We start from the raw sequence: 14,840 nt of genomic DNA on the forward strand, positions 1-14,840 counted from the left end.
AAGATTCAATTCCGAAACCCCTATCTGCGCAAGCAGGTAGGGGTTTTGTCTTTTCCGGCCTTTGTTTTTCGCGCGTCCCTGAAGCGTCGAATGCCAACAGCGGGCCATGAAAAAGCCCCGCAGCGGCGGGGCTTGGTCTGAACCTTTGGTCTATTGACTGACCTCGGCTTCAAGTGCCGCAACCGCTTTGGTCAACTCGTCGTGGCGGCGGATGAATTTCCAGTCGGTTTCATCAATGTAGATGCCGTCACTACTGCTGCCGCCTTCAAGGTCGATGGCGACATGGGCGGATACCTGCGGCTTTACGCTGGCCAGAATCGGGGTAAAACCCAACTGCTGGCTGGTTTCGAGCAGGGCCGCCTGATTGCGCTCGTCGATGTCGGCGGCCTCATCCAAGTAGTAAGGCAGACGAATCCGGCCGGCCTGGTCGCGGTCCATCAGGTGTAGCAGCAGGTACATGTTGGTCAGCGCCTTGATAGTCATGGTGGTGCCATTGGACGCTGCGCCATCGATGTCCGTGTGGATGACCGGCTGACCGTTGACCTTGGTGATTTCGAAAGCCAGCTCGAACAGGTCCTTGAGGCCGAGTTGATTGTGGTTCGCCGCGACCATACGGGCCAGATACTCCTTCGCTTCCTCGTTCTTGCTGTCCTGCTCCACACTCTGGTTGAGGTCGAACACGGACAGGGTTTCGCCTTCTTCGTACTGGCCTGCGCTGTGGATGATCTGGTCGATGTGCTTGAGGGCATCCTTGTTGGGTGCCAACACAATGCGGAAGCTTTGCAGGTTGGACACCTGGCGCTTGTTGATCTCGCGGTTGAACAGGGCCAGTTGATGTTCGAGGCTGTCGTAGTCGCTGCGAATGTTGCGCAGGGTTCGGGCGATGTCGGTGACCGCGGCACGACGCGCCTTGCCCAGGGTCAGGGCCTCGTCGGTGCGATGGGCATAGGCGTTGATCAGCAGCTGCAGGCGTCGCTCGACGTTGTCTTCGCTGTCGAACTTGGCCACGCCCTTGAGGCGCACCTGGGCGTACAGCGCTTCGATCTGTCCATCGATACGTTGCAGGCCTTGCCAGCTGTCCTGATAGTCATTGAGCAGGGGCAGCAGGTTGTCCATCGAGTCGTCGACCTGCTCCATGAAGGGCGTACCGAAGGGCAGATCGGCGGGTAGCAGGTGGCGGCGGCGCAGGGCGTCGTCCAAGGTGCGCTGCTTGCTTTCCAGATCGGCGATTTGCCGGCCCACCAGTTGCAGTTTGGCCGACAGTTGTCGGACCCTTTCGGTGAAAGCGTCACTTGCCCGTGCCAGTTCATCCTGAGCGGCCTCGAGTTGGGCCAGCTGCTCGAGCTTGTCCTGTTCCTCGACGCTCAGGGTTTGAGTACGGCGGTAGTCTTCCAAGGCCTTCTGCGCATCCAGGACCTGCTGATACAGCGTCTCGGATCGAGATTTGCTGGCTGACAGGTCGGCCGCCACGCCTTGCTGGGTCTTGAGCTGCTGCAACTCCTTTTCCAGACGTGCACTCTGCTCACGCAGTGCGGCACGATCGGCCAACGCCTGCAGCACAGGCGGCTCGATGGTTGAAAGGTCGATGGACATGCCTGGCAGTTCGAAGCGATCGCCCTTGAAGCGGTCGAGCACGGTCTGCACTGCATCGACCCATGCGTTGCCGTCCTGCAGAACGAGACCGTGTGGCCCCACGGGCAGGCTGAACAGGGCGCCGTTGAACAGGCGCATCAGCCGGTCGACATCCTGTTGCGAGAACTCCTCGCGCAGACGGGCGTAGCTGTTGTTGTCGGCATGTTCCAGCTGCTGGCGGATGGACTTGAGGCGGCGTTCGATGTCGCCGACGCGCTCCTGCAGATCCTGGGCGCTGAACTGCCGGGACTGCGCCAGGGCGCCGGCCAGCTCGTCGTGGGCATCCTTGGCAGCCAGCAACTGCTGCTCCAGCATGCGCACGTCGGTGACCAGGGCGAAGCGGTTCTTGAGTACCGACAGCTCACCGAGCCAGCGCTGGATGCTCGAGATTTCACGCTCCAGGCGCATCAGTTCCTGGGTGCTGCCGCGTTGATTGTCTTGCAGCACGTCCTGTTCGTTGCGGTAGTGTTCGGACTGGATGACCAGCTCTTCCTTGCGTGCCCCGGCGTAGTCCTGCCAGGTGCCGAGCAGCGCGTCGAGCAGGGGTGAAAGGCGGTGCAGCTTGCCGCGCAGCACGTCACGCTGGGCGACGCCGTTGGCCAGTGCTTCGACCAGAGGACCGGCGGCGACCAGTGCGTTGTAGTCCTGCTCCATGCGCCGGACATCGCGAAAGGCTTCTTCACAGGCCGCTATGTAGTCGACGCTACCTGAACGCAGGCTGTGCTCGAACGCATCGAGGAACAATTGCTTGAGTTTCGCCGCGGTGATTTCGCGCATGTGCAGCAGGTTGATGAACAGCGCGCGAAAGGTCTTGAGGCTCTGCTCGCTGGTCGAACGCAACGGGATCAGGGTCAGGTCGAGCGGCACGCTGGTATGCCCGCCCACCAGCAGGCGGCGCAGTTCCTCGGGCTTGAGTTCGTAGGCCTTCAGGCCTTGGCGTTCCAGGTTGCCGAACAGCTCCTTCTGACGCAGGCAGGTGCCGTCCTGTTGATAGTGGGCAAGGTCCAGTTCACCCGCGTAGGCGAAGAACTGATGGCCGAACCCACCGCCGGGGCCGCGACCGACCACGCCAATCACGTGGGGGCCGTGAGCCAGTACCACTTCGCAAAGGATGTAGCTGGTATCGGTCGCAAAATAGAAGCGTCGCGATTGTTCCAGCGTGTACTTGCCGAAGCTCATGTCGGACATGCGCGCCAGGATCGGAAACTGCAGGGCGTTGATCGAGGCGCTCTTGCCCAGGTTGTTGGCGCCGTAGACCGACAACGGCTGCTCCAGGGGGAACAGTCCGAGGCTGTAGCCTGCGGTATTGAGCAGGGCGAAGCGGCGGATGCCGTAGCGTTCCTGAGTCATGTGTCGAACTCCTCTTGTTCCTGGGCTATCGCACGGGCCAGGGCCTGTTCGTCGGGGCTGTCGTCGCCGTCGTCGTCGACAAGCATCGGCACCGGCAGGGGCAAGGCGCTATGCAGGCTGGCGGCCAGGTCGCGGTCCTGCTGCACTGAAAGGCACACGTCGAGAAACCGATGCATCGGCGCCAGGAAGCGGTAGATGCCGTTGTCTTCGGCGGTGAAGCCCAGTTGGGTCATGCGTCGAAGGATCTTCTCTTCCAGTTCTTCCTGGGTCTGTACTTCGGCCTGCAGGAACAGGTCGCGGTACTTGTCCAGAAGCGCTGGCAGCTCGTCGCGGCCAAGGCTGCCGCCATCCAGTACGGCGATCGGATCGCGGCCCTGGTCAGCCAGGTGCTCGACCAGGATGAAGGTGAACAGGGAAAGGCGCTGAGCGGTCTTGTTGACTTGCGCGGCGGCCTGCTCGGGCACGAAGTAGTAGAAGCCGCGGGTGTCGCAGACCAGCTCGTAGCCCAGGGCCTTGAACAGGCCGCGGTACAGGTCCTGAAGATTGGACAACTGTGAGTACAACTCGGGATCGCGGCGGCTGATGTGGAAGCCTTTGAGCAGTTCGCGGAAAATCGGCGCCAGGTGAGTCAGTTCGTTCAGGTCAAGATGCATGATCGGTGCTCGCGGAGTGTGCCGAGGCGACCGCGACGGCGGGCTCGGCGCTGGAAAGCAGGGCGAAGGAGCGCAGGCTCAGCTGATGCTCACGGGTGTGGTAGTCGCGGCGTTCGAGGCGCTGTCGGGCGAAGCGTTTGTCACGCGAGAGGCGTGAGAACCAGTACAGCAGGTCGTCGGTGGCGCCATCGGGTTCCTGCTCGAGAAGCCAGCGCATCAAATCGGGCATCGGCAGCGCATTCTCGCAGCGTTCGAGCATCTCCTTGACCGTGCGCGGCGCGCGCTGGGTGCCTGCCGTGTCGCTCTTGTGCGCCTTGGGAAAGGGCGCCGGTTTGGCTTCGAAGCGGGCCAGGGCATAGACGTACGCCTCGACCTGGCTGGCGCTGCCCAGAAAGGTGCTCTGGGGACGGCTGAACAAAGGCAGGGCGGCTTGTGGCACGGCGTCCAGGCCCTTGCGGCGAATGGCCGAAAGCGCGAGGGCCGCGCCGCGGGTCACGGCGTTGTGCCGACGTGCTTCCTCGCGCAGTGGCAACAGCAGCTCGCGGGCGTGGCGCAAGGTCAGTTGAGCGCAGGTCTGCATTTCGAGAATGCGCGCGTGGGTACGCAGCAGCATGTCGTCGTCGACCAGGTGGCCGAGGCGTTGCTGTTCACCGAGCAGGCGCAGCAGGACGTTCTCGACCTTGCGCACGCCTTGTTCGAATGCGCCATCGGCGTTGACCAGCTGGATCATCGGTTCGACGTATTCGTCCCAGGTCGCCAGTACCTCGGCGTAGCGCTGGCGCAGGGCTACCTGGCGGTCGCGGGTCTTGGCCCGCTCGGCCACGGCGACCAAGGCCTGTTCGTCATTGGCCAGTTTCTTCAGGACATCACGCACGCGCATGTCGAGCAGCCGCAGTTGCCGTGCCAGGTCGTTGCCATCGCGGATGTCGAATGCATCCTGGATGTGTCCGGCCAGGCGTTCGAGGTGGCGCAGGTAGGCTTCGATCTCCAGGCACAGACCCAGTCGGTGCTCGCGGCGCAGATAGGCAAGAAAGTCGTGGATCTGCGCATTGAGCTCGAAGCGGTTGGGGCTTTTTGCGACAGGTACGAGGATGTCCAGCCGGATCCACGTGTCGAGCAGGCTGGTGATCTCTTGGGCAGTGCTTTCCAGGCGTTGGGCAGCCAGTTGCTGGCGCAGCTCGACGAGGCTCAGGGTGCCTTGGTCGAAGTGCTCGCACAGCGGCTCCAGGAGGGCCCAGTGGTCGGCGAGGGCGCGCAGCACGCGCTTGGGTTCGATCATCGGCTGGTCGACTCATGCCAGTAAAAGGGTCGCGATTGTACTGCATGACGAGGCGGGTATTTGCGCTGCGGGCGACGGCGTGCGCAAAACTTGGCGGCACATTGTGTCGAACACCGGTAGAATCCACCGCCTCGACTCACCCACAGATGGTTGACCTTTTGCTCAACGAGTCCCGTCGCCGCGCCTACCTTGACGCCATGCAGGTAGTGCACTGGCTGCCCCGCACCGAACTGCCGTTCGCAGCGCCATCGCGTGCCAGCCTGCTGGAGCATGTCGAGGCGTCGCCGCTGCCAGTGCAGGCCGTGGATCAAGGGGTGGCGGCGGCAGTGCTGCCGATCGTGCCATCAGCAGTGGAGCCAGCCAGGCCCGAACCTTCCAAGGTGCAGCGGCCCAAGATCGAGGTGCCACGGCCGGGCAGCATACGCCCGGCCGTGGCAGCCGTGGCCGAGGTGGCCGTGGAGGCGCCGGTCGCCAAGCCAGCGAATCTTCCGCCGCGCTTCGCCCTTCAGGTGTTGCGCGCCGGGCCCTGCGTGGTGCTGGTGGAACTGGCCACGGGGCAGGCGTTCCAGAGTCGCGACCCTTCCTATCTCCTGCTCAAGGACATGCTGCGTGCTGCCGGTTTGCCCGATGCGCCACAGATTCTGGGCGAACCGATCCGCTGGCCGCTGCTTCAGAGGGGTCAATTGGACCAGGGACCGGATGCAGCCTGCGATTTCGTTCAGGGCTTCGTCATGGCTCAGCTAGAACAGGCGCCGTGCACCTGCCTGTGGCTGGTCGGGCTGCCGGCGATTCGTTTTGCCGGGGGTGCCAATGCAGAAGACTACAATAGGGAGTTGCAGGTGGAGGGGCTTGGCGTCGCCTGGGCGCTGCCTGGCCTTGAGTTGTTGATGGATGAACCCGAGCGCAAGGCGGCCGTGTGGCAAGCCATGCGCCGTTTGATACCGCGTTGGAAAAATCGTGATGAGTGATACCGTAAGCTTTCGGCGAATGACCGAGGCGGATCTGGATGCCGTACTGAAGATCGAATTCGCTGCCTATTCGCATCCATGGACGCGGGGCATCTTTCTCGACGGCCTGAAATCCTACGAGATCTGGCTGATGTTCGACGGGCAGCAGCAGGTGGGGCATGGCGTGCTCAACGTCATCATCGACGAAGCCCATCTGTTGAACATCACCGTGAAGCCTGAAAACCAGGGCCGTGGACTGGGCTTGCAGTTGCTCGAGCGGCTGATGACGCGTGCCTACGAGCTGGGCGGGCGTGAATGCTTTCTGGAACTGCGAGCCAGTAACCAGTCGGCGTATCGCTTGTACGAACGCTATGGTTTCAATGAGATCGGCAAGCGGCGCGACTACTATCCAATGGCCGGGGGGCGCGAAGACGCGCTGGTGATGGCCTGTACCTTGTTCGAGTAGCAGCTGCAGTCACCGCCCGAAATTGCTTCGGGCAGTGATCGGTAGGCATGCTGGACTCAGCGTTTACCATCGAGTGGGTCGATCAGCGCCAGCTCTTCTTCATCCAGGCCATCGCCGCCACCGATGTCGTCTTCATCGACGAGGCTAAGTTCCTGATCAGCGGGTCCGCTGTCGCCTGGCTCATCGGGCGAACGTGCGCCATCCTCACGGATCAGTGTTTCGGGGCTCATGTCGTCGTCGGTCGGATTGTGGTCATCCATCGAAGCGCCGGTCAGTCCTGCTTCGCGGGCGCGTTCGTCAGGCACCAGATGCTCCAGCTCATCGGCAGGAATGGTGTCGCCGATCCTGCCGGTGGGACCGTCGGCGTCATCGAAATCCAGCTCTCGAACCTGGCCCATGCGGTCTTCAATGTCATCGATCGCAGCGGGTTGTGGGGCATCGTAGGGGCGATGGGAATCAGTCATTACGGCAATCCTCTGATGTGTGTCTAGATAGGGTTGACCCCCGTACGAGTGGAAAGATTCAGCGTGATTTGTCGGGACCGACCGTGACCTTGTGCGGCGCTGGCCAGTCATAATCCAAATCATTCTTGAGGCTTGAACATGCATGATCTACAGGAACTGATCGACAACAACGCGCGCTGGGCCGAGGCGATCAAGGAAGAGGATCCGGAGTTCTTCGCCAAACTAGCACGCCAGCAGACACCTGAATTCCTCTGGATCGGGTGCTCGGACGCGCGCGTGCCGGCCAACGAGATCGTCGGCATGTTGCCGGGCGATCTGTTCGTCCACCGCAACGTTGCCAACGTGGTGCTGCACACCGATCTGAACTGCATGTCGGTGATTCAGTACGCAGTCGACGTGCTCAAGGTCAAACACATTCTGGTCACCGGTCACTATGGCTGCGGCGGTGTTCGTGCGGCGATGCAGGATCGTCAGCTGGGGCTGATCGATGGCTGGCTGCGGACCATTCGCGACCTGTATTACGAGCACCGCAAAACGCTGGCGACCCTGCCTACCGAAGAAGAGCAGGTCGACCGATTGTGCGAACTCAACGTGATTCAGCAGGTGGCCAACGTGGGGCACACCAGTATTGTCCAGAACGCCTGGCACCGTGGCCAGGAGCTGTCGGTGCATGGCTGTATCTATGGCATCAAGGACGGCCGCTGGAAGAGCCTGGATGTGACCATCAGTGGCTTCGATCAGTTGCCACCACAGTATCGTTTGCGCGCGCTGGATTGATGGCCAGGAACGAGTGAGCCGCATTCGGGTTCTGAATCGGATGGGCGACGGCTTGGGTCGTGGCCTTTTCGGTAATCAAACGCGAAGCGAGGGAGGCACCATGAAGTCTTATGGCTGGCTGGCACTGATGGCAGCGATGTCGATCGGTAGCGCCAATGCGGCATCCAAGGAAGTCCAGATCAACCTGGTGAGCGCCGAGGGCGCACCCCAGCCGATCGGCACGGTGATGATCGAGGAAACGGCCTATGGCCTGCAGTTCACTCCGCAGCTGAAGTCGCTGCCCGCAGGCGTGCATGGATTCCATGTGCATGCCAACGGCAGCTGCGCGTCGGCGATGAAAGACGGCAAGATGTCGGCGGCGGAAGCGGCAGGCGGGCACTTCGATCCACAGAAGACCGGCAAGCACCTGGGACCTTACGATGCGAAGGGACACTTGGGTGACTTGCCGGCGATCTACGTGAACGCCGACGGTACCGCAACGTATCCCGTGCTGGCCCCGCGTTTGAAAAAGCTCAGCGAAGTGGAAGGGCATGCACTGATGGTGCACGCCGGTGGTGACAACCACGCCGATTCACCGGCGCCGTTGGGCGGTGGTGCGGCGCGGATGGCCTGTGGGGTGATCTGATCACTGTATGAGGCTGGGGAGCAGCGGGCTCGCCGCCCGCTCCGCTCCCACACGTTTCAGAGCTGGACTGGCGTCAACACAGGCTCGCCGGCGAAGAACGCAGTCAGGTTGCGTTCGACCATCTTCACCGTGTCTTGCGTGGCTTCGGGAGAAAGGCCGGCCACGTGAGGCGTCAGGACCACATTGCGCAGCGTTTTCAACGCATCAGGTACGTTGGGCTCATCGTCGAAGACGTCCAGCGCAGCACCCGCGATGGCCTGCCTTTGCAGAGCGTCCAATAGATCGGGCGTCGACACGACGCTGCCACGGGCGATATTGACCAGATAACCCTGTGGACCGAGTGCTGCCAGTACGCCGGCGTTGACGATGGCGCGTGTCTGCGCGCCGCCGGGCGTGGCAATTATCAGGATGTCACTGACCGCAGCCAGGTCCGTCGGGTTTGCGCAATAGCCATAATCGACATCATCGCGCGGGCTGCGATTGTGGTACTGCACGCTCATGTCGAAACCCAATGCGGCGCGCTTGGCGATTGCCAGGCCAACAGCGCCCAGCCCGATGATGCCCAGACGCTTGCCGGCCACCGACGGGCGCATGGTCTTGGCCCATTCGCCTCGGCGCACCGACGCATCGGCGCCGGGGATGTCGCGCATCAGTGCCAGCAGCAGCGCCAGGGTGTGATCTGCCACCGACGATGCATTGACTCCGGCCCCATTGGTCACGGTCAGGCCGTGTGCCTTGGCGGCTGGCAGGTCAACGTTCTCGTAACCCGCACCGAGCACACAGATGATGCGCAGTTTGGGCAGCGCTGCCATTTCATCTGCCGTCAGACCCAGTGGCCCGCGTGTGAGCACCGCATTGATGCGATCAGCGTGTTGCTCGATGGCCTCTGCGCGGGCTGCCGGTGAGGGCGCCATGATCAGCTCGTAGCCTTGATCTTCGAGAATCGACACGTAGTCGTTGATGGTTTCGACCAGCACCAGCACGGTTGCGCGCATGTAGACCTCCGGGTGGGAAATGACGGTCATGGTAGCAACTTAGAGATGGGCGAAAGTGGGTGCGCGAAAAAAAGCGCACCCCTACCCCTCAAGTTGTTTGGGGCGCTTTTTATTCGATAACAATAATGTTAATGCAAATCACTCTATGTTAATTTCCGCCCCGAGATATACCGTTACAAAATGGGCTAGCTTTCGCGGGATCTTCAGGGGAGGGGAAGGTAGATGGCTTGCAATAACAAGATGAATCTCGGCATGAATTCTTTGGCTTTGGTTGTTGCCACATTTGGTTGGCAGGCGATGGTCTGTGCCGAGGAAGCACCGGCCAGGCCTGTGAGCAAGGGCACAGCGCTGCAATTGCAAGACCTGGTCATTACCGAACAAGCACCGGAAAGCCAGCAGACAGTGGGCTATCAGGTACGCAACAGCACCGCGGGTACCAAAACCAGCACGCCTTTGTCCGAGACTCCGCGTTCGGTCTCGGTGGTAACTCGTCAACGCATTCAAGACCAGGGCTCGCAGACCCTGACCGACATTCTTGGTTACGTACCGGGTATCTTCGCTCCACCTTTCGCTGTCGGTGACGGCCTGGCCGGTGATCTGTTTTCCATCCGAGGTTACAACGCCACGGACTATGGCTACGGGTTACTGAAGGATGGTCTACGCCTGCAAGGCAACCGCTACGACACCACGACCGAGCCCTATGGCCTGGAACGTACCGAAATCTTTCGAGGCCCCAGCTCGATTCTCTATGGTGAGAATGCGCCCGGCGGATTGGTCAATCTGGTGAGCAAGAAGCCGACCGAAACTGCGCAAGGCGAAGCGAAATTCACCTATGGCAGCAATAACAGGCGCCAGCTTGGGATCGATGTATCCGGCCCGTTGACGGACGATAACCGTATCCTGGGACGAATGGTGATGCTGGGCCGCAATGCCGATACGCAAGTCGACTCGGTGCCGGACGACCGCCTCTACATCGCGCCGTCGATGACTTTCAACTTCAACCAGGACACGGCACTGACCCTGCTGTCCAGCTACCAGCGCGACCGCACCAAACTGCTGCTGGGCTATCCGGCTGCGGGAACGCTGCTCAACAACGTCAATGGCAAGATCGGCAAGGACCAGTTCAACGGCAACCCAAGCTGGGACGACTTCGAGCGCGAAACCTGGACCCTGGGTTACGAGTTCAGCCATCAGATCAACGACGTCTGGCAGTTCCGGCAGAACTCGCGCTACATGGAATCACGTTTGAACCGTCATGAAACCTGGCCGAACAATCTGAATCAGGCTGGCTTCGGAAGTACATTGAGCAGCACTGCGTATGATCGCGACAACAAGTCGATCACATATTCGGTGGACAACCAATTCGAAGGGCACTTCACTTCGGGGGCGCTGGATAACACGGTATTGCTGGGCGCCAGTTACGACCGTACCTCGTTCAATCAGGATTGGAACGCAGGCCTGGGCGGTACTTACAATGTATTCAGGCCGGTGTTCTCGCCGGTGCAACCCAATGCCTCGCAATACGTGCAGAATTCCCAGCTCGATCAGCACATGTACGGTGCGTATGGGCAGTTGCAAAGCAAGTACGATAATTGGATTTTCCTGCTGGGCGGGCGTCAGGACTGGGTACAGAGCCAATACCGCAACCGTGCCAGCGCGGCTCGTCCAGGCAGCGCAGCGGTAGCGGCGACGGATCTTGACGGTTGGGATCATCGGTTCAGCTGGCAGACGGGCGTGATGTACCAGTTCGAAAACGGTATCTCTCCCTACGTCAGCTATTCCACTGCATTCACGCCTGTACAGCAATCGTCGCAGCCCAACGGCGATCTGCTCGATCCGATCCTCAGCGAACAGTATGAAGTGGGTCTGAAGTTCGAGCCCGCGGGCTGGAATACCACCTTCAGCGCTGCGGTTTTCGATTTGACCAAATCTCGCGACGTAGTCGCAGGCAGCAACGGTTTCAGCCAGCAAGTTGGCAAGAGCGAGTCCAAAGGCGTCGAGCTTGAGGTCAATAGTGATGTAACGCGTAATCTGAGCTTGGTCGCGTCGTACACCTACACCGATGCGCGAGTTACCAAGGATGCGCCGGGGTCATTGTTCGAGGATCGTCAACTGACGGGCATTCCGCGCAATCAGGCGTCAACCTGGATGACGTATCGCTTCCTGGAAGGTGCGCTGAGCGGTTTACGCCTGGGCGGCGGCGTGCGCTATTTCGACAGTACCTTTGCCTACACCGCGCCGACACTGTACGGCAAGCTGAAGGCGGGCGATGTGACGCTGGTTGACGCCTTGATAGGGTATGACATCGACAAGCATTGGTCGGTGGACGTGAACGCGAAGAACGTGTTCGACAAGGAATACGTGTCGGGCTGCAACAATGCCGGTCGCTGCTATTGGGGTGATGAGCGCACGGTGCTGGGGACCGTGGCGTATCGCTGGTAATCCGCTTGGCTTGCCAGACAACCAGAAACCTTGCCAGACAACCAGAAACAAGAAAGCCCGCACGAGGCGGGCTTCTTGAGGTGACTCACAGACTGCTGTAGACATCTGTGGATCGTACTTGGTGGCTACACAGGGACTTGAACCCCGGACCCCAGCATTATGAATGCTATGCTCTAACCAACTGAGCTATGTAGCCAAGTGGCGCGCATTATTCGCCTGAAACGAAATTGTGTCAACACCCCTTTGCAAAATATTTATGCGTGCGATCAAACGCTTAGGCTGCGCGTGGCGTGCGAGGGCGTGCGCAGTGCGGCGATCAGCCACCGAACCAGCCCAGCTTGATGACGAAGATGATCGACAACACGACCAGTGCCGAATTGAGTTCGCGCCACCGGCCACTCAGCAGTTTGACCGCTGTCCAGGTAATGAAGCCGAAGGCGATGCCGTTGGCGATCGAGTAGGTGAGCGGCATGGCCAGGGCAGTCACCAGGACCGGGGCGGCGACGGTGATGTCGTCCCAGTCGACCTCTGCCAGCCCAGATGCCATCAGCACGGCTACGAACAGCAGGGCGGGCGCGGTGGCGAATGCCGGAACGCTGCCGGCCAGGGGCGCGAAGAACAGCGCGAGCAGGAACAGCACGGCGACCACGATGGCGGTCAGGCCGGTACGGCCGCCAGCGCTGACGCCGGCGGCCGATTCGATATAGCTGGTGGTGGTCGAAGTGCCGAGCAACGAGCCGGCCAGCGCTGCGGTGCTGTCGGCGATCAGGGCGCGGCCCATTTTCGGCATGTGGCCATCCTGGCCCATCAGGCCGGCGCGCTTGGCCACGCCGATCAAGGTACCGGAGTTGTCGAACAGATCGACGAACAGGAAGGCGAAGATCACGCTGATCAGGCCCACATCGAATGCGCCCTTGATATCGAGTTGCAGGAAGGTCGGCGCCAGTGACGGCGGCATTGATACCACACCCCCGAACGGGGTTACTCCAAGCAGGATCGACACCACGGTGATCAGCAGGATGCCGATCAGCACCGAGCCACGGACCTTGAGTGCCTCGAGTGCGACGATGATGAAGAAGCCGAGGATCGCCAGTACCGGTTCGGGTTTCGACAGATCACCCATGCCGACCAGAGTGGCCGGGTTGGCAACCACGATCTTGGCGTTTTGCAGCGCAATGAGTGCGAGGAACAGGCCGATGCCCGCAGCGATGGCCGACCGCAGCGGCAGGGGAATGCTGTTGATGATCCATTCACGGATGCGGAAGATCGACAGCAGGAAGAAACACACCGCTGATATGAAGACCGCACCCAGTGCAACCTGCCAGCTATGGCCCAGGTGCAGGACCACGGTGTAGGTGAAGAACGCATTGAGGCCCATGCCCGGTGCCAGGGCAATCGGGTAGTTGGCGATCAGCCCCATGATCGCCGAGCCGATGGCGGCGGCCAGGCAGGTGGCCACGAACAGCGCGCCCTTGTCCATGCCGGTTTCGCCAAGAATGCTGGGGTTGACGAACAGGATGTAGGCCATGGCCAGGAACGTGGTGACCCCGGCGAGGATTTCCGTGCGCACGGTGGTGTTGTGCGCTTTCAGCTTGAAAAATGAGTCCAGCATGTTGCTCCCCTGGGGCGATGGGCGCCGTGGATCGTGCGGCGACGGTGTGTGTAGCGAGCAAGCCCGATCGAGCGTTGGCCGTGTGCTGAAACATAACTGCTTGGTCAGCTTTTGCGGTTTGCCTGTAGCAGGTTCCGGGCCATGTCGACGAACCCCGCTGCGCATGCGCCCTGGGTAATGCGTTGCGGTCCGGTTGCCACTTCCGGTTACACAGCCGCTGCACTCATTGGAGGCGTGCGTAGGTGGGCCGATGCACCAAAGCGAAGCCGCAGCCCATGGGGCGTGCTCGACGCTGCGGGCAAAGGCTGAGAAAGTCGGTTGGTCTGAATCTTGCTGCAGTGGCATTTTGCTGGCGCCACGTTTCCGTAGGTACCTGCATTCTCCGTGGAGTTGTCGGACATGCATGCTTTGTTGTCGCCGGGTATCCGGTTGCTGGGTCGCTATGGTTTCGCCCGCAAGTTTCAGCTGCTGTTTCTCTTGTTCATGCTGCCGCTGGTCGGCAGCCTGTGGTTGCTGGGCGAGGATTTTCGCGACCGGCTGGCGGTGATCGATGCCGAGCGCAGCGGCGTGCATCAGTTACTGGCGCTCGACAGCCTGGATGCGCAACTCTCGGCGCAGCGCAATCGTGCCGCGCGCTGGAAGGCGGTGGATATCCAGCGTCAGCCGACGCCCCAGGCCCAGGCCGCGATCGCGGCGTTGGAGGCGGCCGCACCGGGAATTCAGGCATCGCTCGATAAACTGGCCGCTGAGCTGGCACACGAGAAGGCCCCTGCCGACACTCTGGAGCGAATGCAAACGGTGCAAACCGCGACCAAGGGCCTCGACTTGGCAAGCCTGCGCCAGGTGGGCTGGTGGCCCGATGGATACGATCGTTTCACGGCGGCGCTGACGTCGGTGCAGGTGTTGCGCGAGCAGATCGCCATGGCCAGCGGGTTGATCGTCGATCCGTGGCGCGAAAGCTATCTGTTGATGCAGATCGCCACTCAGCAAGCCCCTGATCTGATCGAGCGTGTGGGGCGTCTGGGCAGCATTGGCCAGTCCTCCCTGGTCGCCGGGCAATTCAGCCTGCAGAGTCGTTTGCAGATGCGTGACCTGCGCAGCCGTATCAATGATGCGCGCGAGCAACTGGTGAAAGCCGGTGGCACGCTGCAGCAACGCCTGCCGCAGCAACTGCGCGGCTGGGACGAGCAGTATCAGCAGGCACTGGGTACATTGGACGGTGAGTTGAAGCGTCTGGATGACAATCTGTTCGGCGGCGACATCAAGCTGTCTGCGGCCCAGTTCGAAAGCAGTGTGGACAGCATGCTCGGCGCCCTGAACGGTTTGCGTCACGAGTCGCTGATGTCGTTGGAGGTGCGCCTGGATCATTATCATGACCAGGCCGTTCGCCAGCTGATTCCGGGCGCGACGGTGTTCGCCCTGCTGCTGTTGGCGGCGCTGTACCTGTTCGTGTGCCTGCAAGCATCGATCCGCCGCAGCGCCAGTGGCATTACCACCTTGGCGCAATCGCTGCGCGACGGTGACCTGAGTGTGCAGGTGGCGGTGCAGGGGCGCGATGAGCTGGCGGCGATCAGTACGGCGCTCAATGCTGCCGTGGT

At 61.3% G+C, this 14,840-nt stretch carries 11 protein-coding genes, 1 tRNA gene and 1 pseudogene; 6 read left to right on the forward strand and 7 right to left on the reverse strand.

The features are described 5' to 3' along the window. Positions 1–150: 150 nt before the first annotated feature. Genes mksF through mksB form a run of 3 tightly spaced genes read right to left on the reverse strand, consistent with a single transcriptional unit; the run spans position 151 to position 4,914 of the window. Positions 151–2,982 (reverse strand): Mks condensin complex protein MksF, encoded by a 2,832-nt coding sequence (mksF, locus tag IFT44_RS04575; protein WP_192175522.1) that lies wholly within the window; start codon positions 2,980–2,982, stop codon positions 151–153. After that, positions 2,979–3,635, reverse strand: a complete 657-nt coding sequence (mksE, locus tag IFT44_RS04580; RefSeq protein WP_192175523.1) for an Mks condensin complex protein MksE — start codon at positions 3,633–3,635, stop codon at positions 2,979–2,981. Before mksE ends, mksF begins: the two co-directional genes overlap by 4 nt. Then, complete coding sequence (gene mksB, locus IFT44_RS04585) at positions 3,625–4,914, reverse strand: Mks condensin complex protein MksB (RefSeq protein ID WP_192137112.1); 1,290 nt, start codon at positions 4,912–4,914, stop codon at positions 3,625–3,627. Before mksB ends, mksE begins: the two co-directional genes overlap by 11 nt. Before the next feature lie 158 nt (positions 4,915–5,072). On the opposite strand from mksB, the gene IFT44_RS04590 reads away from it, so the two are divergent. Both IFT44_RS04590 and rimI read left to right on the forward strand, forming a co-directional pair. After that, positions 5,073–5,882, forward strand: a complete 810-nt coding sequence (locus IFT44_RS04590; protein WP_192137133.1) for an energy transducer TonB — start codon at positions 5,073–5,075, stop codon at positions 5,880–5,882. Continuing rightward, positions 5,875–6,327, forward strand: coding sequence for a ribosomal protein S18-alanine N-acetyltransferase (gene rimI, locus IFT44_RS04595; protein ID WP_122479659.1), 453 nt, complete (start codon positions 5,875–5,877; stop codon positions 6,325–6,327). Before IFT44_RS04590 ends, rimI begins: the two co-directional genes overlap by 8 nt. Positions 6,328–6,383: 56 nt before the next feature. Here rimI and IFT44_RS04600 read toward each other — a convergent pair whose 3' ends face one another. Continuing rightward, positions 6,384–6,791, reverse strand: a complete 408-nt coding sequence (locus tag IFT44_RS04600; protein ID WP_122479658.1) for a serine kinase/phosphatase — start codon at positions 6,789–6,791, stop codon at positions 6,384–6,386. 138 nt (positions 6,792–6,929) lie between these two features. Here IFT44_RS04600 and can point away from each other — a divergent pair, with 138 nt between their 5' ends. Beyond that, complete coding sequence (can, locus tag IFT44_RS04605; RefSeq protein ID WP_122479657.1) at positions 6,930–7,568, forward strand: carbonate dehydratase; 639 nt, start codon at positions 6,930–6,932, stop codon at positions 7,566–7,568. Between the two features lie 100 nt (positions 7,569–7,668). Continuing rightward, the gene (gene sodC / locus IFT44_RS04610; RefSeq protein WP_122479656.1) at positions 7,669–8,193 is read left to right on the forward strand and encodes a superoxide dismutase family protein; all 525 of its coding nucleotides are present in this window, start codon (positions 7,669–7,671) and stop codon (positions 8,191–8,193) included. A 56-nt stretch (positions 8,194–8,249) separates the two neighbouring features. Here sodC and IFT44_RS04615 read toward each other — a convergent pair whose 3' ends face one another. Then, positions 8,250–9,188: a 2-hydroxyacid dehydrogenase gene (locus IFT44_RS04615; protein ID WP_192104360.1), complete on the reverse strand. Its 939-nt coding sequence runs from the start codon at positions 9,186–9,188 to the stop codon at positions 8,250–8,252. 252 nt (positions 9,189–9,440) lie between these two features. Here IFT44_RS04615 and IFT44_RS04620 point away from each other — a divergent pair, with 252 nt between their 5' ends. Further along, entirely contained in the window at positions 9,441–11,630 is a 2,190-nt protein-coding gene (locus IFT44_RS04620; RefSeq protein WP_446730940.1) for a TonB-dependent siderophore receptor, read from the forward strand. 119 nt (positions 11,631–11,749) lie between these two features. Here the strand turns inward: IFT44_RS04620 and IFT44_RS04625 are convergent. Beyond that, positions 11,750–11,826, reverse strand: a tRNA-Met gene (locus IFT44_RS04625). A gap of 120 nt (positions 11,827–11,946) precedes the next feature. Continuing rightward, complete coding sequence (locus IFT44_RS04630; RefSeq protein WP_192104337.1) at positions 11,947–13,242, reverse strand: NCS2 family permease; 1,296 nt, start codon at positions 13,240–13,242, stop codon at positions 11,947–11,949. A 1,341-nt stretch (positions 13,243–14,583) separates the two neighbouring features. Between IFT44_RS04630 and IFT44_RS21305 the strand changes: the two are divergent. Further along, positions 14,584–14,838 (forward strand): annotated as a pseudogene (locus IFT44_RS21305) (HAMP domain-containing protein); the annotation flags it as partial. Positions 14,839–14,840 lie beyond the last annotated feature (2 nt).

The sequence above is a fragment of the Pseudomonas sp. CFBP 13710 genome (assembly GCF_014842235.1).
Classification (GTDB): Bacteria; Pseudomonadota; Gammaproteobacteria; order Pseudomonadales; family Pseudomonadaceae; genus Aquipseudomonas; species Aquipseudomonas baltica.